The 20,431-nt window shown below is 71.5% G+C and carries 23 protein-coding genes and 1 pseudogene; 15 read left to right on the top strand and 9 right to left on the bottom strand.

Annotated elements, in window-relative coordinates:
• Nucleotides 1-48 precede the first annotated feature (48 nt).
• Complete coding sequence (locus HUT18_RS17110) at nucleotides 49-1,581, top strand: YibE/F family protein (RefSeq protein WP_176101511.1); 1,533 nt, start codon at nucleotides 49-51, stop codon at nucleotides 1,579-1,581.
• Between the two features lie 109 nt (nucleotides 1,582-1,690).
• Here the strand turns inward: HUT18_RS17110 and HUT18_RS17105 are convergent, their stop codons facing one another.
• The 4 genes from HUT18_RS17105 to HUT18_RS17090 all read right to left on the bottom strand — a co-directional run bounded on the left by HUT18_RS17105 (nucleotide 1,691) and on the right by HUT18_RS17090 (nucleotide 4,155).
• On the bottom strand, nucleotides 1,691-2,128 hold the full coding sequence (locus HUT18_RS17105; RefSeq protein WP_176101510.1) for an SsgA family sporulation/cell division regulator: 438 nt from the start codon (nucleotides 2,126-2,128) through the stop codon (nucleotides 1,691-1,693).
• 139 nt (nucleotides 2,129-2,267) lie between these two features.
• Nucleotides 2,268-2,981: an IclR family transcriptional regulator gene (locus HUT18_RS17100; RefSeq protein WP_176104596.1), complete on the bottom strand. Its 714-nt coding sequence runs from the start codon at nucleotides 2,979-2,981 to the stop codon at nucleotides 2,268-2,270.
• A gap of 464 nt (nucleotides 2,982-3,445) precedes the next feature.
• A complete protein-coding gene (locus HUT18_RS17095; protein WP_176101509.1) occupies nucleotides 3,446-3,664 on the bottom strand; it encodes a DUF5326 family protein in 219 nt (72 codons plus the stop codon).
• A gap of 173 nt (nucleotides 3,665-3,837) precedes the next feature.
• Nucleotides 3,838-4,155, bottom strand: a complete 318-nt coding sequence (locus HUT18_RS17090) for a cupin domain-containing protein (RefSeq protein ID WP_176104595.1) — start codon at nucleotides 4,153-4,155, stop codon at nucleotides 3,838-3,840.
• Nucleotides 4,156-4,264: 109 nt separating this feature from the next.
• Between HUT18_RS17090 and HUT18_RS17085 the strand changes: the two genes are divergently transcribed.
• The 6 genes from HUT18_RS17085 to HUT18_RS17060 all read left to right on the top strand — a co-directional run bounded on the left by HUT18_RS17085 (nucleotide 4,265) and on the right by HUT18_RS17060 (nucleotide 8,412).
• The gene (locus tag HUT18_RS17085) at nucleotides 4,265-4,642 is read left to right on the top strand and encodes a phage holin family protein (RefSeq protein WP_176101508.1); all 378 of its coding nucleotides are present in this window, start codon (nucleotides 4,265-4,267) and stop codon (nucleotides 4,640-4,642) included.
• 5 nt (nucleotides 4,643-4,647) lie between these two features.
• Entirely contained in the window at nucleotides 4,648-5,136 is a 489-nt protein-coding gene (locus HUT18_RS17080; protein ID WP_176101507.1) for a low molecular weight protein-tyrosine-phosphatase, read from the top strand.
• Entirely contained in the window at nucleotides 5,133-6,296 is a 1,164-nt protein-coding gene (locus HUT18_RS17075; RefSeq protein ID WP_176101506.1) for a cystathionine gamma-lyase, read from the top strand. The genes HUT18_RS17080 and HUT18_RS17075 overlap by 4 nt, the downstream gene beginning before the upstream one ends.
• A gap of 94 nt (nucleotides 6,297-6,390) precedes the next feature.
• Nucleotides 6,391-6,873 carry an NUDIX domain-containing protein gene (locus HUT18_RS17070; protein ID WP_176101505.1) on the top strand — a complete coding sequence of 161 codons (483 nt, stop codon included), beginning with the start codon at nucleotides 6,391-6,393 and terminating at the stop codon, nucleotides 6,871-6,873.
• Between the two features lie 109 nt (nucleotides 6,874-6,982).
• Nucleotides 6,983-7,537, top strand: a complete 555-nt coding sequence (locus tag HUT18_RS17065) for a DUF2269 domain-containing protein (RefSeq protein ID WP_176101504.1) — start codon at nucleotides 6,983-6,985, stop codon at nucleotides 7,535-7,537.
• Between the two features lie 5 nt (nucleotides 7,538-7,542).
• Nucleotides 7,543-8,412: a GNAT family N-acetyltransferase gene (locus HUT18_RS17060; RefSeq protein WP_176101503.1), complete on the top strand. Its 870-nt coding sequence runs from the start codon at nucleotides 7,543-7,545 to the stop codon at nucleotides 8,410-8,412.
• Nucleotides 8,413-8,452: 40 nt separating this feature from the next.
• On the opposite strand, the gene HUT18_RS17055 is transcribed toward HUT18_RS17060, so the two are convergent.
• Complete coding sequence (locus HUT18_RS17055) at nucleotides 8,453-9,691, bottom strand: MFS transporter (protein ID WP_176101502.1); 1,239 nt, start codon at nucleotides 9,689-9,691, stop codon at nucleotides 8,453-8,455.
• A 161-nt stretch (nucleotides 9,692-9,852) separates the two neighbouring features.
• On the opposite strand from HUT18_RS17055, the gene HUT18_RS17050 reads away from it, so the two are divergent.
• Nucleotides 9,853-10,332 carry a MarR family winged helix-turn-helix transcriptional regulator gene (locus HUT18_RS17050; protein WP_176101501.1) on the top strand — a complete coding sequence of 160 codons (480 nt, stop codon included), beginning with the start codon at nucleotides 9,853-9,855 and terminating at the stop codon, nucleotides 10,330-10,332.
• Between the two features lie 57 nt (nucleotides 10,333-10,389).
• Nucleotides 10,390-10,839 (top strand): GNAT family N-acetyltransferase, encoded by a 450-nt coding sequence (locus tag HUT18_RS17045; RefSeq protein WP_176101500.1) that lies wholly within the window; start codon nucleotides 10,390-10,392, stop codon nucleotides 10,837-10,839.
• A gap of 163 nt (nucleotides 10,840-11,002) precedes the next feature.
• Here the strand turns inward: HUT18_RS17045 and HUT18_RS17040 are convergent, their stop codons facing one another.
• Entirely contained in the window at nucleotides 11,003-12,391 is a 1,389-nt protein-coding gene (locus tag HUT18_RS17040) for a serine hydrolase (protein WP_176101499.1), read from the bottom strand.
• A gap of 269 nt (nucleotides 12,392-12,660) precedes the next feature.
• On the opposite strand from HUT18_RS17040, the gene HUT18_RS17035 reads away from it, so the two are divergent.
• From HUT18_RS17035 to HUT18_RS17025, 3 genes are all read left to right on the top strand, one after another.
• Complete coding sequence (locus HUT18_RS17035; RefSeq protein WP_176101498.1) at nucleotides 12,661-13,167, top strand: DinB family protein; 507 nt, start codon at nucleotides 12,661-12,663, stop codon at nucleotides 13,165-13,167.
• A 293-nt stretch (nucleotides 13,168-13,460) separates the two neighbouring features.
• Entirely contained in the window at nucleotides 13,461-14,765 is a 1,305-nt protein-coding gene (locus tag HUT18_RS17030; protein WP_254878647.1) for an abortive phage infection protein, read from the top strand.
• Between the two features lie 152 nt (nucleotides 14,766-14,917).
• On the top strand, nucleotides 14,918-15,247 hold the full coding sequence (locus HUT18_RS17025; RefSeq protein ID WP_176101497.1) for a YbjQ family protein: 330 nt from the start codon (nucleotides 14,918-14,920) through the stop codon (nucleotides 15,245-15,247).
• Between the two features lie 106 nt (nucleotides 15,248-15,353).
• On the opposite strand, the gene HUT18_RS17020 is transcribed toward HUT18_RS17025, so the two are convergent.
• The gene (locus HUT18_RS17020) at nucleotides 15,354-15,719 is read right to left on the bottom strand and encodes a hypothetical protein (RefSeq protein WP_176101496.1); all 366 of its coding nucleotides are present in this window, start codon (nucleotides 15,717-15,719) and stop codon (nucleotides 15,354-15,356) included.
• Between the two features lie 152 nt (nucleotides 15,720-15,871).
• On the opposite strand from HUT18_RS17020, the gene HUT18_RS33805 reads away from it, so the two are divergent.
• A complete protein-coding gene (locus HUT18_RS33805; RefSeq protein ID WP_254878646.1) occupies nucleotides 15,872-16,516 on the top strand; it encodes a hypothetical protein in 645 nt (214 codons plus the stop codon).
• Here HUT18_RS33805 and HUT18_RS17015 read toward each other — a convergent pair.
• Nucleotides 16,516-17,397, bottom strand: a pseudogene (locus tag HUT18_RS17015) (LysR family transcriptional regulator); the annotation flags it as partial. The gene HUT18_RS33805 and the pseudogene HUT18_RS17015 overlap by 1 nt on opposite strands.
• 118 nt (nucleotides 17,398-17,515) lie before the next feature.
• Here HUT18_RS17015 and HUT18_RS17010 point away from each other — a divergent pair.
• Nucleotides 17,516-18,814, top strand: coding sequence for a nuclear transport factor 2 family protein (locus tag HUT18_RS17010; RefSeq protein ID WP_176104593.1), 1,299 nt, complete (start codon nucleotides 17,516-17,518; stop codon nucleotides 18,812-18,814).
• Between the two features lie 74 nt (nucleotides 18,815-18,888).
• On the opposite strand, the gene HUT18_RS17005 is transcribed toward HUT18_RS17010, so the two are convergent.
• Nucleotides 18,889-19,683 (bottom strand): class I SAM-dependent methyltransferase, encoded by a 795-nt coding sequence (locus HUT18_RS17005; protein ID WP_176101494.1) that lies wholly within the window; start codon nucleotides 19,681-19,683, stop codon nucleotides 18,889-18,891.
• Nucleotides 19,684-19,920: 237 nt separating this feature from the next.
• On the opposite strand from HUT18_RS17005, the gene HUT18_RS17000 reads away from it, so the two are divergent.
• Nucleotides 19,921-20,292: a VOC family protein gene (locus HUT18_RS17000; protein WP_176101493.1), complete on the top strand. Its 372-nt coding sequence runs from the start codon at nucleotides 19,921-19,923 to the stop codon at nucleotides 20,290-20,292.
• The last annotated feature ends 139 nt before the right edge of the window (nucleotides 20,293-20,431 follow it).

Genomic DNA, 20,431 nt, shown 5'->3' with positions numbered 1-20,431 from the left:
CGGGCGTGCTGAACAGTGGGCCCATGGCGTTCTTGCGATGATCGGCCGGTGACGACGATGCAGCAGCCCCCGAATCCGCCTTCCGGACCGCCGCCCGGCCACGGTCACGGCGGCCACGACGGGCCGGGCAGCGGACACGGCGGGGGCGGCGCGGGCGGTGGCGGTGGCGGCGGTGGTCACGGCGGTGGTCCGGCCGGGCACGGGGGCGACGGGCACGGTCATACGCACAGCCACGGTCCGGCGGCGCCGGTCTCCCGGCATCTGCGCCGGATCATCGCCGCGGTGGTGATTCCCTTCGCGGCGGCGGTCGTTGTGGGCCTGGCCGTGCTGTGGCCCGGTGACACCCCCGACCACAAGCGCACCGGGGTCGGCTTCGACCGGCAGACGCAGTCGGCGGAGGTGACCCGGCTCGACAAGCTCCCGTGCTCCTCGGTGAACCCCTCGGCCACACCCCCCAACGGCGACACCTCGACCGCCGAGGGCAACTCGGCCGAGCAGCGGGCCAAGGGCACCTGTAGCAAGGCGACCGTCAAGGTGACCAGCGGCAAGGACAAGGGCCGCACCTTCACCGAGATCGTCCAGCCGGACTCGCCACGGCAGTTGCACGAGGGCCAGAAGGTGGTCGTCGCCTACGCGCCGGACGCGCCGCGCGAACTCCAGTACTCCGTCACCGATGTGAACCGCAAGCTGCCGCTGGTGGTGCTCGCGGGTCTGTTCGCGCTCGTGGTGGTGGTCGTGGGGCGGATGCGCGGGGTGATGGCGCTGGTCGCGCTGGCCGTGAGCTTCCTGGTGCTCACCGTGTTCATCCTCCCGGCGATTCTGCAGGGCTCGAATCCGCTGGTGGTGGCGGTGGTCGGGGCCAGCGCGATCATGCTGGTGGCGCTGTATCTGTGCCACGGGTTCACGGCCAGAACCTCGGTCGCGGTGCTCGGCACGCTCGCCTCGCTGCTGCTCATCGGTCTGCTCGGCTCGCTGTTCATCGACTGGGCGGCGCTGACCGGCAACACCGACGACAACACGGGCCTGATCCACGGCCTGTACCCCGACCTGGACATGAGCGGCCTGCTGCTCGCCGGGGTCATCATCGGTTCGCTGGGTGTGCTCGACGATGTGACGGTCACCCAGACCTCGGCGGTCTGGGAACTGCACCAGGCCGACCCGGGCATGGGGCGGCGCGGCCTGTACCGGGCGGCGATCCGCATCGGCCGCGACCACATCGCCTCGGTGGTCAACACCCTCGTCCTTGCCTACGCGGGCGCCGCGTTGCCCTTGCTGCTGCTGTTCTCCATCGCCCAGTCCAGCGTGGGCACGGTGGCCAACAGTGAGCTGGTCGCGGAGGAGATCGTGCGGACCCTGATCGGCTCGATCGGGCTCGTCGCCTCCGTACCGATGACCACGGCGCTCGCGGCGCTGGTCGTCTCGGCCGACAAGCCCGGCGAGGCGCCCGTCGCGGCCGGCGCCACGGCGGGCGGCCCGACCGGCGACGGTACGGGCGGCGGTGGCGCGAGCGGCACGGGCGCGAGCGCCGGTCCGGGCCGGGCGGCCCTGCGCGGCGGGCGCGGGCGGCGCCGCAAACGCTGAACCGGCCGCCGAGCCGGAGGGCGGTGTTCGCCCTCCGGTACGGCTTCGGCGGCACGGGACGCTTCCTTTGCGCAGAGCTGAAGCGTTACGGCAACGCTCGGCGACCGTGTCAGCCCGCGCTCTGTTCCTCGGTGAGGATGCGGTCCAGCGCCTCGTCGAGGTGGGCGTCGAAGTCCGCGAGGGCGCGCTCCTGGCCGAGCGGGACCAGCTTGTCGGTGCGGTCCAGGAAGGCGACCAGCGGGGCCACGGAGGCCCTGAACACCGCCTGGTCGCTGCCCACTTGGAGTTTGATCAGCACCTCGTGGAGCTGTTCGGAGTCGGCGGGTGCGATGCGTACGTCTCCGTCGCCGCACGGTCCGCCCACTCCGTCGATCAGCAGTTCCCTGCCGAAGGCCCAGGTGACGGGTGCGTCCCCGGGCAAGTGAAAGGTCAGCCGTACCGCATAGGGGTCGGCGGTCTCGTACCGCAGTTCCACCGGAATGCGGAACGAGAGCTCCTCCGACACGAGGAAGCTCATCATGACCTCTGCTTGTACCGACTCGCGCATGCCTACCCCGTCGCGTCGTGTGCCGTCGTGTCCGGACGCCGGAGCCAGAACGCGGTCCTGGCTCACGCCGTGATCCGCACTCTGTCCGACTGAAGAGAATCTTGCTCTACGTATACGAGAGATCACAAGGAGTGAGTTTTCAGATGCTGATAGAGAACGCCAGTGAACCCACCACTCGACTGATCTCGGCCTGGAGTCTGTGCGCCACGGGCAACAGGCGTCGTGCCTGGTGAGCGGGGAGGGAGAGGGCCACGGCGGCGGCCGTGGTGCCCGCTGTGATGGGGACCGCGGCGCAAACCGTTCCGAGTGCGTATTCTTGACGCTCCGTCACCGGTTGCATGCGCGGCACTCTTTCGAGTCGCGCCAACAACTCCCGCCCGTCACGCACCGTGTAGGGCGTCAGCGGGCGTACGGGGTGACGCGTCAGGTGTTCGCGGCGGGCCTGCGGGTCGAGCTGGGAGAGCAGACACTGGCCGATCGCGTGGGCGTGCGCCGTGGCCCGGAAGTCCGCCCACTCCTCCACGGCCGGGTAGGCGGCCCGGTCCGCGACCGTGACCACCTCGATCTCGCCCTCCTGGTAGACCGCGAAGTAGAGCGGAACACCGAGGAGTTCACTACAGGTGTGCAGGGTCTCGTCGATCTTGGCGCGACGGTTGTGCGCCGCCGCGCCACTGCTCAGTCGCTCGGCGGCCGAGCCGAGGACGAACACCCCCTGCTCGCGCCGGAGATATCCCTCGTGCACCAGGGTCCGCAGCAGGTGGTACGCGGTGGGCAGGGCGAGCCCGGCCTCCCGCGCGAGCTGTTTGGCGGGGGCGCCGTCCCGGTGCAGGGCCGCGCTTTCGAGCAGACGCATCGCGCGCTGCACCGAGGAGATGAGGGTCGGGGCGCCGGGCGGAGGTCCGGCGGACGGGCGGCGGGCGGCGGTCGGCTGGGCGGGCGGGGACTTCGCGGGGCCTGCGTCGGTCCTGGCCAAGGTGACTCCCGAAGGTGGGGCTCCGGAGGGGGTCGGAGAGGAAAACGGGAGGGGCTCGGCCCGTGGCCTCGCCCTGTGCTGGGAGTTCTGGACTTTAACGGCTGACCGTTGACCACCGGCCGCCTGTGGAAAAACTTCCCCCTGGCGAGGGAACGCCTGCTACAGGCGCCCGAACACGCTCTCCCGCCCCCGGCCGGACCGACAGCACCGGACACCGCCCGGCCCGGCCTCGCAACGCCCTTGCCCGTACGCCCCGTTGACCCGCACTACCCACCAAGGCCGCGGGGCGGCACGGGCCCCCGCCCCGCACCGCCCCGCCCTGCGCCTCGCGCGCCGTAGCGCGCCTACAAGTCCCCGCGCCCCGCCCCGGAGCGGGTGACCTTCCGTACGACGTAGATCAGGCCCGCCACCAGGGCCACCAGGAGCAGCACCTTGAACAGCAGTCCGAACAGGAAGGAGAGGATGCCGCCCAGCACACCGCCGAAGACGACCAGGGCCAGCAGGGGCACCGCGACCCACTTCACCCACCCGGGCAAACCCGCGAAGAATCCTCGCCCAGCCATCGTCCTTGCCTCTCGTCCAGCCGCTCGGGGCACCTCGGCACCTTGTCGTCCTCGCTGTCGATGCTAGGCGGCGCGCCGCACGAAAGGAGCCCTCGCACCCCTCGCCGATCCCTGAACCTCCCCCTAGGGAATCCCGGGTCCGCGTACGACCCGGGGACACGCGCCCGCCGGGTTCAGCTCTCGGGCGGCGAGAAGACGACCATCACACGCAGGTCCTCGCTGATGTGGTGGAACTTGTGCGGGACACCGGCGGGCACGTAGACGACGCTGCCGCGCGCCACCGGTGTGGTCTCCTCGCCGACGGTGATGGCCGCCCGGCCGCTGACGACGAAGTAGACCTCGTCCTGGCGGTGCGGCTGCTGAGGGTCGGTCTGTCCGGCGTCGAGCGCGTACAGGCCGACCGACATGTTCCGCTCCCGCAGGAACTGCAGATACGCGCCGTCGTTCGCGGCGCGCTCCACTTCGAGTTCTTCCAGCCGGAAAGCCTTCATCGCGGTGCTGTGCTCCTCGCCGTGCGCCTGCCGTGCCGCGGCGGTGCGGTCCGTCCTTCTTCCGGACGGGCAGGTCCATTGATCCGCCGTGTCTGCCACGATCAGACCCATGAAGAATTTCGTAGTCAAGACGCTGGCCAATGCGGGAGCGCTCCTGGTCGCGGTCTGGGTGCTCGACAAGATCACGCTGACCGGGGACAGCACCGCGAACAAGGCGCTCACCCTGATCGTCGTGGCGCTGCTCTTCGGTCTGGTGAACTTCCTGGTGAAGCCGGTGGTCAAGGTGCTGACCTTCCCGCTGTTCATCCTGACGCTGGGCCTGATCACACTGGTGGTCAACGCGCTCATGCTGCTGCTGACCTCGTGGCTGGCGGACAAGCTGGACGTGAGCTTCCACGTCGAGGGCTTCTGGACGGCGGTACTCGGCGGCCTGATCATCTCGATCGTCTCCTGGGCGCTGCACCTGGCCCTGCCGGACGAGGACTGAGCACCTTGGCCTACCGCGTCTGCTTCGTCTGCACGGGCAACATTTGCCGCTCGCCGATGGCCGAGATCGTCTTCCGCGCACGGCTTCAGGAGGCGGGCCTGGACGCGCTCGTGGAGACCGACAGCGCCGGAACGGGCGGCTGGCACGAGGGCGACGGAGCCGATCCGCGGACCGTGTCCGTGCTTGAGGCGGCCGGATATCCGGGCCACCACGTCGCCCGGCAGTTCCGTGCCGAGTGGTTCTCCCGCCTCGACCTGGTGATCGCTCTCGACCGCGAACACCTGCGGGAGCTGCGGCGCCTGGCCCCCGGCCCCGAGGACGCCGCCAAGGTGCGCCTGCTGCGCTCCTACGACCCCGCCGCGGGCACCGAAGCGGAGGTGGCGGACCCTTACTACGGTGACCTCGAGGGATTCGAGACCTGCCTGGCCGAGGTCGAGTCGGCGGTGGACGGGCTCCTCGGGGCGGTGCGTGAGGAAGTGAAGGAGCGGTCATGACGGCGAACACGCCGGAGCCCGGGGCGGGCACGACGGGCGAGGGCACCCGGGCGGTGCGCGCCGGACTTCCGGCACCGGTGAAGCACGAGCCGAGCATGCCGGGTCCCGTCTTCGCCGCGCACTACCACCTGCCGGGCGAGCCCACCGGGGCGTACACCTACGGCCGGGACGGCAATCCGACCTGGACCCAGCTGGAACGCGCCATCGGCGAACTGGAGGCGCCCGGCGTCGACGGGACCGAGACGCTCGTCTTCGCCTCCGGCATGGCCGCCATCTCGGCGGTGCTCTTCTCCCAGTTGCGCGCCGGGGAGGCGGTCGTCCTGCCCGACGACGGCTACCAGGCACTGCCGCTCGTACGGGAGCAGCTCACCGCGTTCGGTATCGAGGTCCGTACGGCTCCCACCGGTGGGGACGCCCAGCTCGAAGTGCTCGACGGCGCACGGCTGCTGTGGATCGAGACCCCGTCCAACCCCGGCCTGGACGTCTGCGACGTACGGCGCCTCGCCGACCGCGCGCACGCGGGCGGCGCCCTGGTCGCCGTCGACAACACCCTGGCCACCCCGCTCGGGCAGCGCCCGCTGGAACTCGGCGCGGACTTCGCGGTGGCCAGTGGCACCAAGCAGCTCACCGGCCACGGGGACGTCCTGCTCGGGTACGTGGTCTGCCGGGACGCCGCGCTGGCCGCGTCCGTACGCAACTGGCGCAAGGTCGTCGGCGCGATCCAGGGGCCGATGGAGGCGTGGCTCGCCCACCGCTCGCTGGCCACCCTGGAGCTGCGTGCCGAGCGCCAGAACGCCAACGCGCTCGCCCTCGCGCAGGCGTTGCGCTCCCGCACCGAGGTGTCCGGGCTGCGCTACCCCGGTCTGCCCGAGGACCCCTCGCACGCGGTGGCCGCGCGGCAGATGCACCGCTTCGGCTGCGTTGTCTCCTTCACGCTGCCCTCGCGCGCCCACGCCGAGCGCTTCCTCGACGCCCTGCACCTGGTCGACGACGCCACGAGTTTCGGCGGGGTACGGTCCACCGCCGAGCGGCGCGGCCGCTGGGGCGGGGACGCCGTCGCCGAGGGCTTCGTCCGGTTCTCGGCGGGCGCCGAGAACACCGAGGACCTGGTCGCGGACGTGCTGCGCGCCCTGGATACGGCGCTCGACCAGCGGGGCTGAGCACTACAAGCCACGGGTCCGGCGGTCCGGGGCGGTGCGAACGACCCGCGCCACAAGAGGTTTCACGGCCAATGCCCGGGGCCACATTTCTTCCATGACCGTCCGACCCGTGGTCAAGCGCACCGCACGTGCCGTCCTTCTCGACGGCGACGAGTTCATCCTGATCAAGCGGACCAAGCCCGGAGTCGATCCGTACTGGGTCACCCCCGGCGGCGGCGTGGAGCCCGAGGACGCCACCGTCGTCGACGCGCTCCACCGTGAGGTCCACGAGGAACTCGGCGCCAAGATCTCCCATGTCGTGCCCTGTTTCGTGGACACCGTCGAGCACATCGGCGCGGACGGCGGCGCGACCGGGGTGAAGGTCCAGCACTTCTTCGTGTGCCGCCTCGAATCGATGGACCTCGGCCAGCGGCACGGCCCCGAGGTCGACGAGCCACGCGGCGAGTACGAGATCGTGCGGGTGCCCTTCACCCGGGTCGGCATCGCCTCCGTGCATCTGGTGCCGCTGTCCCTGCGCCACTACCTCGACGGCAACGTGGAAGGCGTACGCGCGATGCACGCCGCCGACCTGGGATAAGGCGGGTCGTTCGGCCCGGTCCGGGCGCCCGCCTACGCCCAGGCCAGTAGCCCCGGTTACTCCCGCCGTCAGACGCGGCACACCCGCTCGCGGCGGCACGGTGTTTCACGTGAAACTTCGCCGCCCCTCACGCAGGGCCTTTCTCGTACTCCATGTCTGTGCCTCGGTCGGCTGGCTGGGGCTCTCGCTCGGGTTGCTCGCGCTCGCGATCACGGCGGCGGCCACCGGCTCGCCGGAGGCCGCCGAGGCCTCGTACCGCTCGATGAAGATGTTCGCCGACTGGCTGCTGCTGCCGATGGCCTTCACCACGCTGGCGACGGGTCTGGTGCTGTCGCTCGGTACGCAGTGGGGGCTCCTCCAACACCGTTGGGTCTCGGTCAAGTTCTGGGTGTCGTTGATCGCCACGGGGCTGACCGTCTTCTCGCTCAGGCCGGGGATCAACACCGCCGCGGCCGAGGCCATGGCGGGAGAACCCGTCACGGATACGGTCAATCTCGTCGTGGCCCCGTCCGTCGCACTCGCCACCTATGTCTTCCTGACGGCCGTCTCCCTGCTCAAGCCCTGGGGGCTCACCCGGCGTGGCCGAAAGCAGCGGTCCCAGGCCCGCGAGAACCCTGCCGCCCGCAAAACGGTGGACGCCGGAGGTCTTCGTCCGACAGCCTGACCTGCGTGTCGACACCTGACCTCTTGGAACTCCCCATCCGCCGCCTCAGCCGACGCGATCTGCTCGCCTGTGCCGATCTGGCGCAGTCGCGGGGGTGGTCGAGCGAGGAGCACAAATGGGGGTTCCTACTCACGGCGGGCGCCGGATTCGGGGTCGACGATCCGTCGGGCGAGGGGCTGGCCTGTGTCTGCACCCTCACCCGGTTCGGAACGTACGAGAAGCCCGAACTCGGCGCGATCGGCATGGTGTTGGTCGCCGAGCACCACCAGCGCAGGGGGCTCGGGCTACGGCTGATGCGGCACGTACTCGCCGAGTCCGGAGCCGGTGCGCTGACCCTGCACGCCACCTCCACCGGGCGTCCGCTCTACGAGCGTCTCGGCTTCCGCGAGGTGACGCGGGCGGAGACGCTCGTGGGCCGCCTCGCGGACACCGGTCCCGTGCTTGGCATCGCGACGCGTCCGGCCTCGGCCGAGGACCTCCCCGCGATCCTGCGCCTGGACGCGGAGATCTTCGGCCTGGACCGCACGCACCTGATCACCCGCCTCCCGGCCTTCGCCCACCAGTTCCGGGTGGCCGAGGCGCGGGGCCGCCTCACCGGGTTCGCGGCCTCCTGGCCGAACACGCACCACGATGTGATCGGGCCCTTGATCGCCGAGGACACCGCCACGGCCCGGGCCCTGTTCGCCGCGCTCGCGGCCGGGACCGCGCGCGAGCTGCGTACCGATATCGACGTACGCCACGAGGAGTTGCTCGGCTGGGCCGGGGAACAGGGCCTGCGCGGCGGCGAGTTCACCACGGTCATGCTCGCGGGTGCGCCGGTACTGCCGGGCGACTGGCGGCGCCGTTTCGCTCCGCTCACGGTCGCCGCCGCCTGAACCGCTTCGCGTCCCACCGGTCGGCTGTACGCGAGCCCTGTCAGGCGCGTGGTCCGTCCCCGCCGAGGCGCAGCGACTCGGATGCGCGCTCCCGGGCCGGTCCCGCGCCGGCCACGATCCTGCTGGGCGCCGACTTCGCACGGCGCTCCAGCGCGGCGGACAGTACGGCGAGCAGCAGCGCGGAACCGGCGAGCAGGGCGCCGACCCAGTTCGGCGCGGTGTAGCCGAGGCCGGCCGAGATCACCAGGCCGCCGAGCCAGGCGGAGAGGGCGTTGCCCAGGTTGAAGGCGCCGATGTTCATCGCCGAGGCCAGCGTCGGAGCGCCCGCGGCCTGGTCGAGTACGCGCTTTTGGAGCGAGGGCACCGAGGCGAAGCCCATGGCGCCGATCAGGAAGAGCGTCACGGCGGCGGTGATCTTGTTCTGTGCGGTGACCGTGAACAGGGCGAGGACCACGGTCAGCCCGCTCAGCGAGACGTGGAGCATCGGCATCAGGGCGCGGTCCGCGAAGCGCCCGCCGACCAGGTTGCCGCCGACCATGCCGAGGCCGAAGAGGATGAGCAGCCAGGTCACGGAGGAGTCGGCGTAGCCCGCCTCCTCGCGCATCATCGGGGCGATGTAGGTGATCGCCGCGAAGACCCCGCCGAAGCCGAGCACCGTCATCGCCATGGCGAGCAGGACCTGGACGTTGCGGAAGACGGCGACCTCGTGGCGCAGGCGCACGCCCTCGGGCCGGGCCGTGTCCGGTACCAGGGCGGCGACCCCGAGCAGGCCGAGCACACCGAGTCCCGCGACCAGGGCGAAGGTCACCCGCCAGCCCGCGTGCTGGCCGATCAGCGTGCCGAGCGGCACTCCCACCACATTGGCGACCGTCAGACCGGTGAACATCATCGCGATGGCCGCGGCCTTCCGCTCGGCGGCCACCAGGTCCGCGGCGACGACCGAGCCGATGCCGAAGAAGGCGCCGTGGGCGAGGGAGGCGAGGATCCGGCCCGAGAGCATCACCTCGAAGCTCGGGGCGACCGCGGAGAGCAGGTTCCCGGCGATGAAGAGCCCCATCAGGACCATCAGCATCCGTTTACGGGTGACCTTGGTGCCGAGCGCGGTCATGATCGGCGCCCCGATCATGACGCCGAGCGCATAGCCGGTGACCAGGAGACCGGCGGTGGGGATGGAGACCCCGTAGTCGTCGGCGACCTCGGGCAGCAGGCCCATGATCACGAATTCCGTGGTGCCGATACCGAAGGCCCCGACCGCCAGGGCGAGGAGCGCGAGGGGCATGTGCCACCTTCCCAGACTTTTCTTGCACGTGCCTATATAACGCGTCGACAATAATTGCAGACGCGCTTTATTTGCAAGCGCGGGCTATCGCCCCGGGTGGCGTATCCTCGGTCCGGAAGAGGACGACCTGCGAGGGACGAACGGCGAGGAGGCTCCGGACCATGGCTGCCACGGATCCCGCACTCACCGCGCTGGCCCAGAGGTGGTGCGCGCTCTCGCTGCTGCACGGGCGGATCGAGGCGCACATCGAGAAGGCGCTCCAGTCCGGACACGGGCTCAGCGTCCGCGAGTACTCGCTCCTGAACACCCTGAGCCGCCAGCACAACGGCGAGGGCGGCCATCTGCAGATGAAGCAGGTCGCCGACGCCGTCGTACTGAGCCAGAGCGCGACGACCCGCCTGGTCACACGCCTGGAGGACCGCGGCCTGCTGCGCCGCTACCTCTGCCCCACCGACCGCCGCGGCATCTACACCGATGTCAGCGAAGAGGGCCACAAGCTGCTCGACGAGGCCCGCCCCACCAACGACGCCGCACTGCGCGAAGCGCTCGACGAGGCGGCGCGCGACCCCCAACTCGCGCCGCTGGTAAGGGCCGTGGAGACAGCAGGAGTCCCGCTCGCCTCGGCACCCACGGGCTCCTGACCCCGCCGCCCGGCCCGCCGGGAGCTACTGCCCGGCCACCGCTTAGGCTGCGGATTCATGGACATCGAGATCAGGCCCGCGACGCCGGGTGACCTTCAGGCGATCGTGGACATGCTCGCCGACGACCCACTGGGCGCCCAGCGCGAGTCGCCGGACGATCTCACCCCGTACCGTGACGCCTTCACCCGCCTCGCCGAGGACCCGAACCAGCATCTGGTCGTCGCCGTACGGGACGGCAAGGTCATCGGCACCCTTCAGCTCACGATCATCCCGGGCCTGTCCCGCAAGGGCGCGACGCGTTCGCTCATCGAGGCGGTACGGATCCACGCCGATGCGCGCGGCAGCGGCCTCGGGGGACAGCTCATCGAGTGGGCCATCGAGGAATCCCGCCGTCAGGACTGCCAGTTGGTCCAGCTCACCTCCGACGCCACCCGCACCGATGCGCACCGGTTCTACGAGCGCCTCGGGTTCACCGGCTCCCACGTGGGCTTCAAGCTGGCCCTCTGACGCGGCAGTGAGCGGCAGTGAGGCGTCGTCGCGGGCGGGCGCTGCACGTTGTTTCACGTGAAACACCCGCCCGGGACACAGCAGTTGGTGACTCACCTACTGGATCACCGACCGGCGCCGGGCGGGCGGCCGTCCGGTGATGGCCCTCGTCGGGTTACGAGAGTTACCGGGGCAGCGGGCGCCAGCCCTCGGGGTCTACGCCGCCGGGGACCGGTGCCCCCTTCTCGTAGGGCTCCCGGGTGAAGACGAACGAGCCCAGGTCGAGATGGCTCACCGTGCCGTCCGGGCGCCGGACCGCACGCAGCAACTCGCCCGCGTAGTAGCCGTCGAGGCCGGTCCACGTCCCATCGCCGTTGGCCCGGAAACGGGAACGCCGCCCGGCGCCTTCCAGCGGTCCGAGGGAGAGACCACCCTCGCTCGACGGACGGAGCGCCACGGTCGCGGTCCCCCAGTACCAGGGCCCGGCCAACTCGAGCAGGGAGTCGTCGAGTTCGGTCAGCGGCCGCCAGGGCTCCGGGATGCGCGGCTCGGCCTCGGCGACGATCCGGAGCAGGTCCGCGGCCACCAGGGAGACGGCGGGGCCGGAGGTGCAGTTGGTGAGGACCACGGCACCGAGGTCCTCCTCCGGGCTGAAGACGAGGTTCGCCAGGAAGCCCGGCAGCGAGCCGGAGTGACCGGCGAGCACCCGCCCGTCCCGGAGCTGGAGTTGCAGACCCAGGCCGTACCCCGTGCCGGAGGCGAGCTCAGAGGTCTCGGCGGGGGCGGCGGGCGTCCGCATCTCCAGGAGCGACTCGGAGCCGAGCACCCGCTCGTCGCCGTGCGTCAGGAAGGCCGCGAAGCGGGCCAGGTCGCCCGCTGTGGACCAGAGTTGACCGGCCGCGGCCATCCGGCCCAGGTCCTCCAGCGGCTCCGGCATCATCACGTCCGCCCAAGGGTGGACGGCCCAGCCGCCCGCGTGCGGGGACTGCGGCGCCCCGCTCGTACGGCGCAGATCCAGCGGCTCCAGGATCTCGGCCCGCAGCACTTCTTCCCAGGGTGCACCGCGCAGGCGTTCCACCAGGGCGCCGAGCAGGGTGTACCCGGGGTTGGAGTAGTGGTGGCGGCGGCCGACCGGATGCCGTAGTGGCTGCTCGCCCAGCACATCGGCGAGTTCGGGGCGCAGGCTGCCGGGGGTGCGTTCCCACCAGGGGCCGGGCGATTCGGCGGCGAGTCCCCCGGTGTGGGCGAGCAGTTCGGCGATGGTGGCCTCTCCGGCCCCGGTGCCGGGGAGGTGCTTGTCCAGCGGATCGCCGAGGTCGAGCAGTCCCTCGTCCCGCAGCCGCATCACCAGGACCGCCGTGAAGGTCTTGGTGATCGAACCGATGCGGTACTGGACGTCGAGGTCCGGGGCGTGCCCGTCCACGCAAGTCCGGGCCTCACTCCAGACCGGTTTCCCGCCCCGGACCACGGCGGCGACGAGAGACGGCGTACGGCCTTCCGTCTGGGCGACGGCGATGCGGTGCAGCAGGGCACGGCGGGTGGCGGGAAGCAGTTCTTCCACGGGAGATGTCATGAGGTCAGTGCACCCCGCCGCGGGGGCCGAGGTCGAGCCCATTTCGCCGTACCGGGCCGCGGGTCCCGGGGTAGCGTCAACGGCTCAGCCGTACGCGGGAGTTCGGAGGGGTGCGACCCGGGCCACTTCGTAGGAGCTCGAAGGAGTCCGGAGGGGTTCGGACGAGTTCGGAGGACTCTGCTGCGAGCGGCGCTCTTCCGCGACGCGCGACGCGGCTGGCAATCCCCCGTGTACCGATGCCGGGGACCGAACGGGAGGACCGGAGCACCATGGCCGTCGAACGCACCAACCCACCGCTGCGCGAGGGGGAACGCGCGACGCTGCGCGCCTATCTCGACTTCCACCGCGCCACCCTTGCCATGAAGTGCGAGGGCCTGAGCGAGGAGGACCTGCGGCAGCGGTCGATGCCGCCGTCCACCCTGTCCCTGCTCGGCCTGGTGCGGCACATGGCGGAGGTCGAACGCACCTGGTTCCGCCGGGTCATCAACGGCGAGGACGTGCCCCTGGTCTGGTCCGAGGACGGCGACTACCAGGTCGCCTACGACGCCCGCGAGGCCTCGGCCACCGAGGCGTTCGCGGCCTGGGAACGCGAGGTCGCGCACGCCCGGCGCATCGAGGAGGCCGCCGAGTCCCTCGACGTCGTCGGCCATCAACCCCGCTGGGGCGCGGACGTCTCGCTGCGCCTGGTCATGCTGCACCTGATCCACGAGTACGCACGCCACAACGGTCACGCGGACTTCCTGCGCGAGGGGATCGACGGCAGCGTGGGGGCTTGAGGGGTCCCGCAGCGGGTGGGGGGTGTGCCGTCGGACGTTCAACTCCCCTGGCCCCGGCGGCCTTCCGCCCGCTTTTCCGTTGGATCACCACCCTGTGGACCTCAACCCCCTCGCCGGGTCCTACCAAGGTCGCGGGCCCGTAGACCATCGGCCGACGCCCGCGACCGGACGGCCCTCCCATGCTGGTGGCGTACCGCCGGGGCCGAGCCTCACCAGCGTGGACGCGGCCCCGGCGGGCGACGAGGACGGCCGACGGGACGACGGCCGACAGGCGCGACGGCGGGAGGCGGCACATGCGCGACGGAAGCGACGACGGCGACGGAAGCGGGAGCGGGAGCCGAAGCGGGGGCCGGGGCGGGAGCCGAAGCAGCGGCAGGAGGATCAGCCGGGCGCGGTTCCTCACGGCGGCGGCAGCGGCCGGTGTCGCGGGCACGACGGGCGGCCTGCTGCTGACGGGCAACGGCCCGGGCAGCGCCGAGGCCACAGAGGCCACCGGCACCGGAACCCGCAGCGGGACCGGGACCGGGACCGCAGACAAGGCGGCCGCGGAGGCGGAGGGCAACGCCGCCGCACGTACCGCGGCGAAGCGGCGCGGCGGGCTCACGTACCGCGGTGTCTGCTACGAGGTCATCGGCGGGGAGACGCCGCACACCGGCTGGTCCGCGGCGCGTATGCGGGCGGACCTCCGCGCGATCGACAAGGACCTGCACGCGAGTTCGGTGTCCGTCTTCGGCGACGGTGTCGAACGCCTGCGGGACACGGCCAACGAGGCGGCGGAACGCGGCCTGCACGTCTGGCTGCAGCCCCGCCTCTCGGACCGGCCGCAGCGGGAGATCCTCGACCACCTCGCGGAGACCGGGCGGCAGGCCGAGCGCCTGCGCAGGCAGGGCGCGGCCGTTCACCTCAGCGTGGGCTGCGAGTTCCTGCTCTTCGTGCCGGGGATCGTGCCCGGCGACAACGTCCTCGAACGCATCGAGAACCTGTCCAAGGGCAACTACGACCCAGAGCGGATGATGCGCCGCCTGAACGAGTTCATCGCCAAGGCGGCGCGCACCGGCCGGTCCGTGTTCCACGGGAAACTGACCTACGGCGCCGCGGAGGAGGACCCGGTCGACTGGCGGCTCTTCGACCTCGTCAGCGTCAACTACTACTCCTCGTTCCCGCGCCGCGCGGACCACGTCCGCAGGCTGCGTACGTACCGGCGCTGGGGAAAGCCGGTCGTGGTCTCGGAGTTCGGCACCTGTACGTACCGGGGCGCCCCGGAGCAGGGCGGCATGGGCTGGGACGTCGTGGACTACGAGAAGGTGCCGCAGCAGATCAAGGGCAACCTCGTCCGCAGCGAACGCACCCAGGCGAGGCATCTGGCGGGTCTGCTGGACGTCTTCGAGTCGATGGACCTGTACGCGGCCCTGGTCTACAACTTCGTGTCCCCCGACGCGCCGCACTGGCCCGAGCCCCGCTACGACCTCGACCTCGCCTCGTACGCCCTGGTCAAGCCGCGCTGGCGCGAACTCACCGAACCGGGCCGCGACTGGCACTGGGAACCCAAGCAGGCCTTCGGCGCCGTGGCCCGGCACTACGCGCGGGCACGGCCCTGAGGCAGACAGCCCCCGGCCGGGCGTGGCAACGCCTCCCCGGCCCCTGCCCGGTGCATCCTGCACGGCGGGCGGCCGGGTCGCACCGACAGTCCCGCCCCACCACCTCGACTCCCCACCACCCCGACTCCCCCCAACCCCCGGAGGACAGCGACATGTTGCTCTCGACCATGAACGACCTGCCCGGCTACGAGGTGACCGAAGTCCTCGGCGAGACCTTCGGCATCACCGTGCGCAGCCGTCACATCGGCTCCCAGATCGGCGCCGCCTTCAAGTCCCTGGTGGGCGGCGAGCTGAAGGGCATGACCAAGATGCTCCAGGAAAGCCGCGTCGAGGCCCAGACCCGCCTCGTCGAGGCGGCCGGGGCCAAGGGCGCGGACGCCATCCTCGCCATGCGCTTCGACGCCAACGAGCTCGGCGAGGGCTACCAGGAGATCTGCGCCTACGGAACGGCGGTCAAGGTGCGTAAGCTCGCGGGGGCCTGAGGGACGGTCGGCGGACCGGGCCGTGGGGACAGGAGCCGGGCAGGGGCTGGGCTGGGCTGGGCCCTGACGACAAGGCCCAGTACCCGAACAGGCCGGGGCACTAGCCCTACTCGGCCACCCCCACCCCTGCCCCCGCCGTCGCGCCTTCCGTTCCGCTCCCGGTCCCCGTCCCGGCCGGCAGCGTCCAGTCCCGTACGACCGCGACGGCCTCGAGGAGTTCCTCTATCGAGCGCAGATCGCGGTGCTCCGGACGCACCTCTCCCGTCGTCGCGTCGCCGAGCTCCAGCTCCGCCTCGCCGGTGCTCCAGACGATGAGCATGGCGATCCGGTCGCCCGCCTCCAGGGTCAGCCAACTGCTGGACTTGTCACGCCCGTTGGGCGAGCGTCGGATGTCGCCGGTGATGCCGTGGGCCAGCAGCCGTTCCCGGTTCTCCGTGAACCAGGTGTGCAGGGTGCGGGGGAGGTCGTTCATGACGGATCCATCGGGGTCCACAAGGTCATGGGCCCACCGTGCCAGGTGCCACTGACAATCCGTGCTGACCAGGGGATTCGCCCGCTGGGCCGAGGGCAGCCGTACGGCAATGCGGTCGCGCCGGGCCCCTGCCCCGCCGCAGGATGGCAGGCATGCAGCGCATCGAGTTTCTGAACTACGGCACCGGCGCCTACGTCTCCGATCCCCTCTGGGGCGTCCGTATCGACGGCACCGACCTGCGCACGAGCGTCGCCGAGGCCACCCGCGAACTCTGGCGGCAGGAACACGAGGAGGACACCCCGGCCGAACAGGAGCGGTTCCTCCTCGGCCAGCACAACGGCCTGATCACCTCCGAACTCGGCGATCCCGTACGCCACTTCCTCGGCGATCCCGGCCCCGAGTTCGCGGACGCCGCCACCGGCAGGACACCCGTACTCGGCTGCTCCTGCGGCGTCTGGGGCTGCTGGCCCCTCGTCGCCGTCATCACCGCCACCCCGCACACCGTCACCTGGTCGTCGTTCCGGCAGCCCTTCCGCGCGGAATGGGGAGAACTGGCCCTGGGCCCCTATGTCTTCGACCGCACCGCCTACGAATCCGCCCTCGCCGCGCCCGTACGCCTCGGCGAGGACCCGCTGCGGGCGGGGGACGAGGAGGACGGGGACGACGGGGCCGACGAGGACTGGGAGGACTGGGACGGCGAGGACTGGCACGGGGATTCATACGGCGACTCCGACGGGGCTTCGGAGGGGTCCTCGGACGGGGCTTCGGATGGGCCCTCGCCCGGTTCCTCGGGCTGAGAGCCGAAGGCCGCCGCGATGTGGTCGAGCAGGGGTGCCGCGGACGGATGGGGGTCGCGGCGCGGGGTGAGCGCGTGGATGCCGCGGGTCGGCGGGTCGACGAGGGGGACTGTGGTGACGTCGGCGCGCAGCGCGGGCGTCAGTGCGCCCGGGATCAGGGCGACGGCGTGGCCGGTGGCGACCAGGGCCGTCTTGCCGAGCAGGTCGGCCGCGGCGAGGTCGATACGGGCGGTGACTCCTGCGCGGGCGGCGTGCCGACGCAGCAGTGCGGCCGAGCCGTCGTTGTCCTCGGCCCAGGTCTCGTCGGCCAGTTCGCTCACGGGCACCCTGCCGCGCCCCGCCACCCGATGACCGACCGGCACGACGACGACCATCTCGTCCAGGCCCAGGAACCGCCGCTGGATGCGGGAGTCGTCGGGCAGGCCGGGCGGCGCGTCGGTGACCACCGCGAGGTCGAGCTCACCGGCGACGACGCGCTCGTGCAGTCGCGCGCTCAGCCCGGGCAGCAGGCTCCACCGCAGCGGCCCGGCCGTCTCCAGCAGGTCTCGGATCGCGGCGGGCACGATCCCGGCGGCCAGTGACGGCGTCGCACCAACGGCCAGCGGGCGGCCGCCCGTTCCGTCACGGACGTCGCGTACGGCCCTAACAGCGCGGTCGGCCTCGTTGAGCGCCGCCACCGCGTGCCGACGGAACACCTCACCTGCCGCCGTGGGGCGCACCCCGCGCGCGTGGCGCCGCAGCAGCGGTACGCCGAGTTGGCGCTCCAGACCGGCGATCTGCCGCGAGACGGCCGACTGTGTGTGGTCGAGTTCGGCGGCCGCCGCCGACAGCGACCCGAGTCGGCACACCGTCACGAACGTCCGCCACACCGTCAGCTCCATTGCTCCAGTTGACCAGCAGGTATGCGCGGCACGCAATGCGGACCTGCGAGATTTGCGCTTGTCGCAGGCCTGGCGCCCGCGCACGCTGGGAGCCATGACGACAGCCGCGGCCACAGCGATGCCCACAGCCACGACCACACCGCACACGATCACGATCGCCGTTCTGGGTCTCGGCCGCATGGGCACCGCGTTGGCGGCCCGGCTGGCGGCACAGGGCCGGCGCGTTGTCGGCTGGACTCGTTCCGGGCGCACGGCGGGCGCGTTCGAGACGGTCGCCGACCCGAACGACGCCGTGGCGCGGGCCGATGTCGTACTCCTCGCCCTGTTCGACGGCCCGGCCTGCCGCGAAGTCGTCGACCGGGTACGCGACGCGCTGCGCACCGACACGGTCGTCGTGAACACGAGCACCGTCGCCCCCGCCGAGGCCGCCGCGCTCGCCGGGCAGCTCGGCCCGCGCTACGTCCACGCGCCCGTCCTCGGCTCCGTACCGACCGCCGCCGCGGGCGCCCTGAAGATCCTCGCCGCCGCCGACCAGGACGTACTCGCTCGCGTCCGGCCGGTTCTCGAAGCACTGGGCACCGTGCACCGGGCCGACGACGCCGCCACCGCCGCCGCGCTCAAGCTGGTCGCCAACAGCAGCCTCGCCGGAGCCGTCCTCGCCCTGCGCGACTGTCTCCAGCAGGCCGACGCCCTCGGCCTGCCCCGCGACCAGGTACTCGACGTCCTCGAACTCGGCCAGCTCGGCGGCCTCGTGGCCCGCAAGCGGGGCTTCCTCGACGGCCGGGGCGGCGGAGACGACCGAGGTGGCCAACCGGCCGCCCCGGCAACCGCAACCGCAACCGCAACGACAGCGACAGCGACACCCACAGCCGAGTTCACCATCGGAGCACTGGCCAAAGACATGACACTGCTGGCCGCCGCATCGAACATCCCCCTGCGCAGCGCGGCCGAACTCACCGCCGCCAATGCCGCGTCCGCCCCCACGCACGTCGACGGCGGCAGCCGTGTCACCCCCGACACCGACATCGCCCTCGCGGCCGCGGTCCCCGCCGTGGACGCCTCCGTACTCACGGCCGTTCTGGCACCCCTCCACGCCTACCTCCGCGGCCATGCCACCGGCGACCCCGCCCCCTTCCGCGAGGCCTTCCTGCCCACCGCCCACATCGAGGGAATCCGGGACGGCGCCTTCGTCTCCTGGCCCCTGGACGAGTACTGCCGCCTCTTCCCCGGCCACCCGGCCTCCGACGAGCCCACCCGCTCCCGCCGCGTCGACTCCGTGGAGGTGCACGGCACCGTCGCGACCGCGACCATGACGCTCCGGCACGGCGCGGACACCTTCACGGATGTCTTTCTGCTGGTACGGGTCGACAGCGGGTGGCGGATCGCCAACAAGGCGTACCACCGGCAGGGGAGTTGAGGCGTAGCGTCGGCAGGGGGGTTGGCGGGGAGTTGACGCCCGCCACGGACGCCGCGCCGCCCGGGGTGCCCCGCTCACACGCTCCGGCCCACGACAACGCAGACGTCGACCCGTTCGGCGAACGGCCCGTCGTGCGGCAGTGCCCGCCGTATCTCCGCCTCGAACCGCGGCCGTTCAGCGGGCGTCGGCAGTTCCTCCTCCGGGATGGCCGAGTAGAGACCCCCGAGGAGCCGAGACAGCGTCAACTCATCGGCGTACGAGATCACTTCGCTGCGTACGTCCGAGAAACCGGTCCCGTCGAGGGCCCGCGCGTACCGGAGCCGGTCCTCGTCGGCGGTTCCGCAGGACGCCGCGAGTTCCGTGTCGAAGTAGCGCTCCAGGCAGTCACGCAGCACTCGTGACCAGGCCGTTTCCTGGAGCCAGAGCGGCGTACCGTTCGCGATCACGGCGACGCCGCCGCCCGCACGGAACAAGGGCAGCAGGTCCCGGAACAACTCCTCGTGCCGCATCCAGTGCAGGGCCTGCCCGATGACCGTCATCGCGAGGGGCGACCCGCGCCCGAGGAGGGCGCCGAGGGCAGGCACGTCGGTGTCCGCACCGAGCACCCAGGTGGTGTTGCGGATCCCTCGCTCACCGGCCGCCCGGCGGGCGAGCCGGAGCATGTCGGGTTCCGGATCCATACCGATCACGTTGCCGACGCGGAGAGCGAGCGGGAGCGCGAGTTGTCCGGTGCCGCATCCGAGGTCGAGCACGTCATCGTCGCGGGTCAGGGCGAAGTAGTCCTGGAGAAAGTCGAGAACCTCCTCGGGATAGCCCCGCCGGAACTTCGCGTAGTACTCGGCCACATCTCCACTGAACCCCACGGTCATACGGGCACTATGCCGAGCGCCCGCGGACCGGGACAGCCTCGAACGCGCACCCTCGCTGTCAGCAGAACGCGCCGATGAGCGGCCCGGAGCGAGCCGAGAGGCAGCCCGGCGCGCCTTTTCGGCCACCGCACCGAATTTCCCCACCTCGCACCGCCCTAGGCTGGTGACTTCGCGCCGGTTCCGCCCAAGTCCGCGAAGTCCGCCCCCAGTACGGAAGTACACAAGTACGGAGTTGCCATGCCCCCGCTGATGAAGCTCGATGCGATAACGCTCGACTGCGCCGACCCGCTGGCACTCGCGGACTTCTACCGGCAGGCCACGGGCCTGGCACCCCACCCGAAATCCGATGCAGAATTCGCCGCGCTGAATGGCGAGCACGGACTCGCCATCGGATTTCAGCGGGTCGACGACCACCGGGCTCCCACCTGGCCCGACCAGGAAGTTCCCCAGCAGCTCCATCTCTGTTTCGCGGTCGAGGACTTGGACGAGGCCGAGGCCCGCTTGCGCGAACTGGGCGCGGGCAAACCGGCCGCGCAACCGCACGAGGACAAATGGCGAGTCCTCACCGATCCGGCCGGACATCCCTTCTGCGTCGTGATCAGAGGCTGAACCCAGGGGGCGGGTCATGAGGACCTGGCCGTCTCCCCGCCCCCCGCACCCCGCTCCGAAGCGCCGACCGACAGGCAACGCGGGAGCGACCAATCGGCGCCGCATCCGCCGTACCACGAAATCCGCTTGCACCCCTCCG

This window comes from Streptomyces sp. NA04227 (genome assembly GCF_013364195.1).
In the GTDB taxonomy this organism is placed as follows: Bacteria; Actinomycetota; Actinomycetes; order Streptomycetales; family Streptomycetaceae; genus Streptomyces.
The sequence above is the reverse complement of the archived record's forward strand: the minus strand, read 5'-3'. Positions and strand labels throughout refer to the sequence as shown.

What these genes read in the sequence shown, in the direction of transcription:
- HUT18_RS17105 (WP_176101510.1), bottom strand. Translation starts at nt 2,128, where the DNA reads ATGCGCGAGTCGGTACAAGCAGAGGTCATGATGAGCTTCCTCGTGTCG.
- HUT18_RS17100 (WP_176104596.1), bottom strand. Translation starts at nt 2,981, where the DNA reads ATGCGTCTGCTCGAAAGCGCGGCCCTGCACCGGGACGGCGCCCCCGCC.
- HUT18_RS17095 (WP_176101509.1), bottom strand. Translation starts at nt 3,664, where the DNA reads ATGGCTGGGCGAGGATTCTTCGCGGGTTTGCCCGGGTGGGTGAAGTGG.
- HUT18_RS17090 (WP_176104595.1), bottom strand. Translation starts at nt 4,155, where the DNA reads ATGAAGGCTTTCCGGCTGGAAGAACTCGAAGTGGAGCGCGCCGCGAAC.
- HUT18_RS17085 (WP_176101508.1), top strand. Translation starts at nt 4,265, where the DNA reads ATGAAGAATTTCGTAGTCAAGACGCTGGCCAATGCGGGAGCGCTCCTG.
- HUT18_RS17075 (WP_176101506.1), top strand. Translation starts at nt 5,133, where the DNA reads ATGACGGCGAACACGCCGGAGCCCGGGGCGGGCACGACGGGCGAGGGC.
- HUT18_RS17070 (WP_176101505.1), top strand. Translation starts at nt 6,391, where the DNA reads ATGACCGTCCGACCCGTGGTCAAGCGCACCGCACGTGCCGTCCTTCTC.
- HUT18_RS17055 (WP_176101502.1), bottom strand. Translation starts at nt 9,691, where the DNA reads ATGCCCCTCGCGCTCCTCGCCCTGGCGGTCGGGGCCTTCGGTATCGGC.
- HUT18_RS17050 (WP_176101501.1), top strand. Translation starts at nt 9,853, where the DNA reads ATGGCTGCCACGGATCCCGCACTCACCGCGCTGGCCCAGAGGTGGTGC.
- HUT18_RS17045 (WP_176101500.1), top strand. Translation starts at nt 10,390, where the DNA reads ATGGACATCGAGATCAGGCCCGCGACGCCGGGTGACCTTCAGGCGATC.
- HUT18_RS17040 (WP_176101499.1), bottom strand. Translation starts at nt 12,391, where the DNA reads ATGACATCTCCCGTGGAAGAACTGCTTCCCGCCACCCGCCGTGCCCTG.
- HUT18_RS17035 (WP_176101498.1), top strand. Translation starts at nt 12,661, where the DNA reads ATGGCCGTCGAACGCACCAACCCACCGCTGCGCGAGGGGGAACGCGCG.
- HUT18_RS17030 (WP_254878647.1), top strand. Translation starts at nt 13,461, where the DNA reads ATGCGCGACGGAAGCGACGACGGCGACGGAAGCGGGAGCGGGAGCCGA.
- HUT18_RS17025 (WP_176101497.1), top strand. Translation starts at nt 14,918, where the DNA reads ATGTTGCTCTCGACCATGAACGACCTGCCCGGCTACGAGGTGACCGAA.
- HUT18_RS17020 (WP_176101496.1), bottom strand. Translation starts at nt 15,719, where the DNA reads ATGAACGACCTCCCCCGCACCCTGCACACCTGGTTCACGGAGAACCGG.
- HUT18_RS33805 (WP_254878646.1), top strand. Translation starts at nt 15,872, where the DNA reads ATGCAGCGCATCGAGTTTCTGAACTACGGCACCGGCGCCTACGTCTCC.
- HUT18_RS17010 (WP_176104593.1), top strand. Translation starts at nt 17,516, where the DNA reads ATGCCCACAGCCACGACCACACCGCACACGATCACGATCGCCGTTCTG.
- HUT18_RS17005 (WP_176101494.1), bottom strand. Translation starts at nt 19,683, where the DNA reads ATGACCGTGGGGTTCAGTGGAGATGTGGCCGAGTACTACGCGAAGTTC.
- HUT18_RS17000 (WP_176101493.1), top strand. Translation starts at nt 19,921, where the DNA reads ATGCCCCCGCTGATGAAGCTCGATGCGATAACGCTCGACTGCGCCGAC.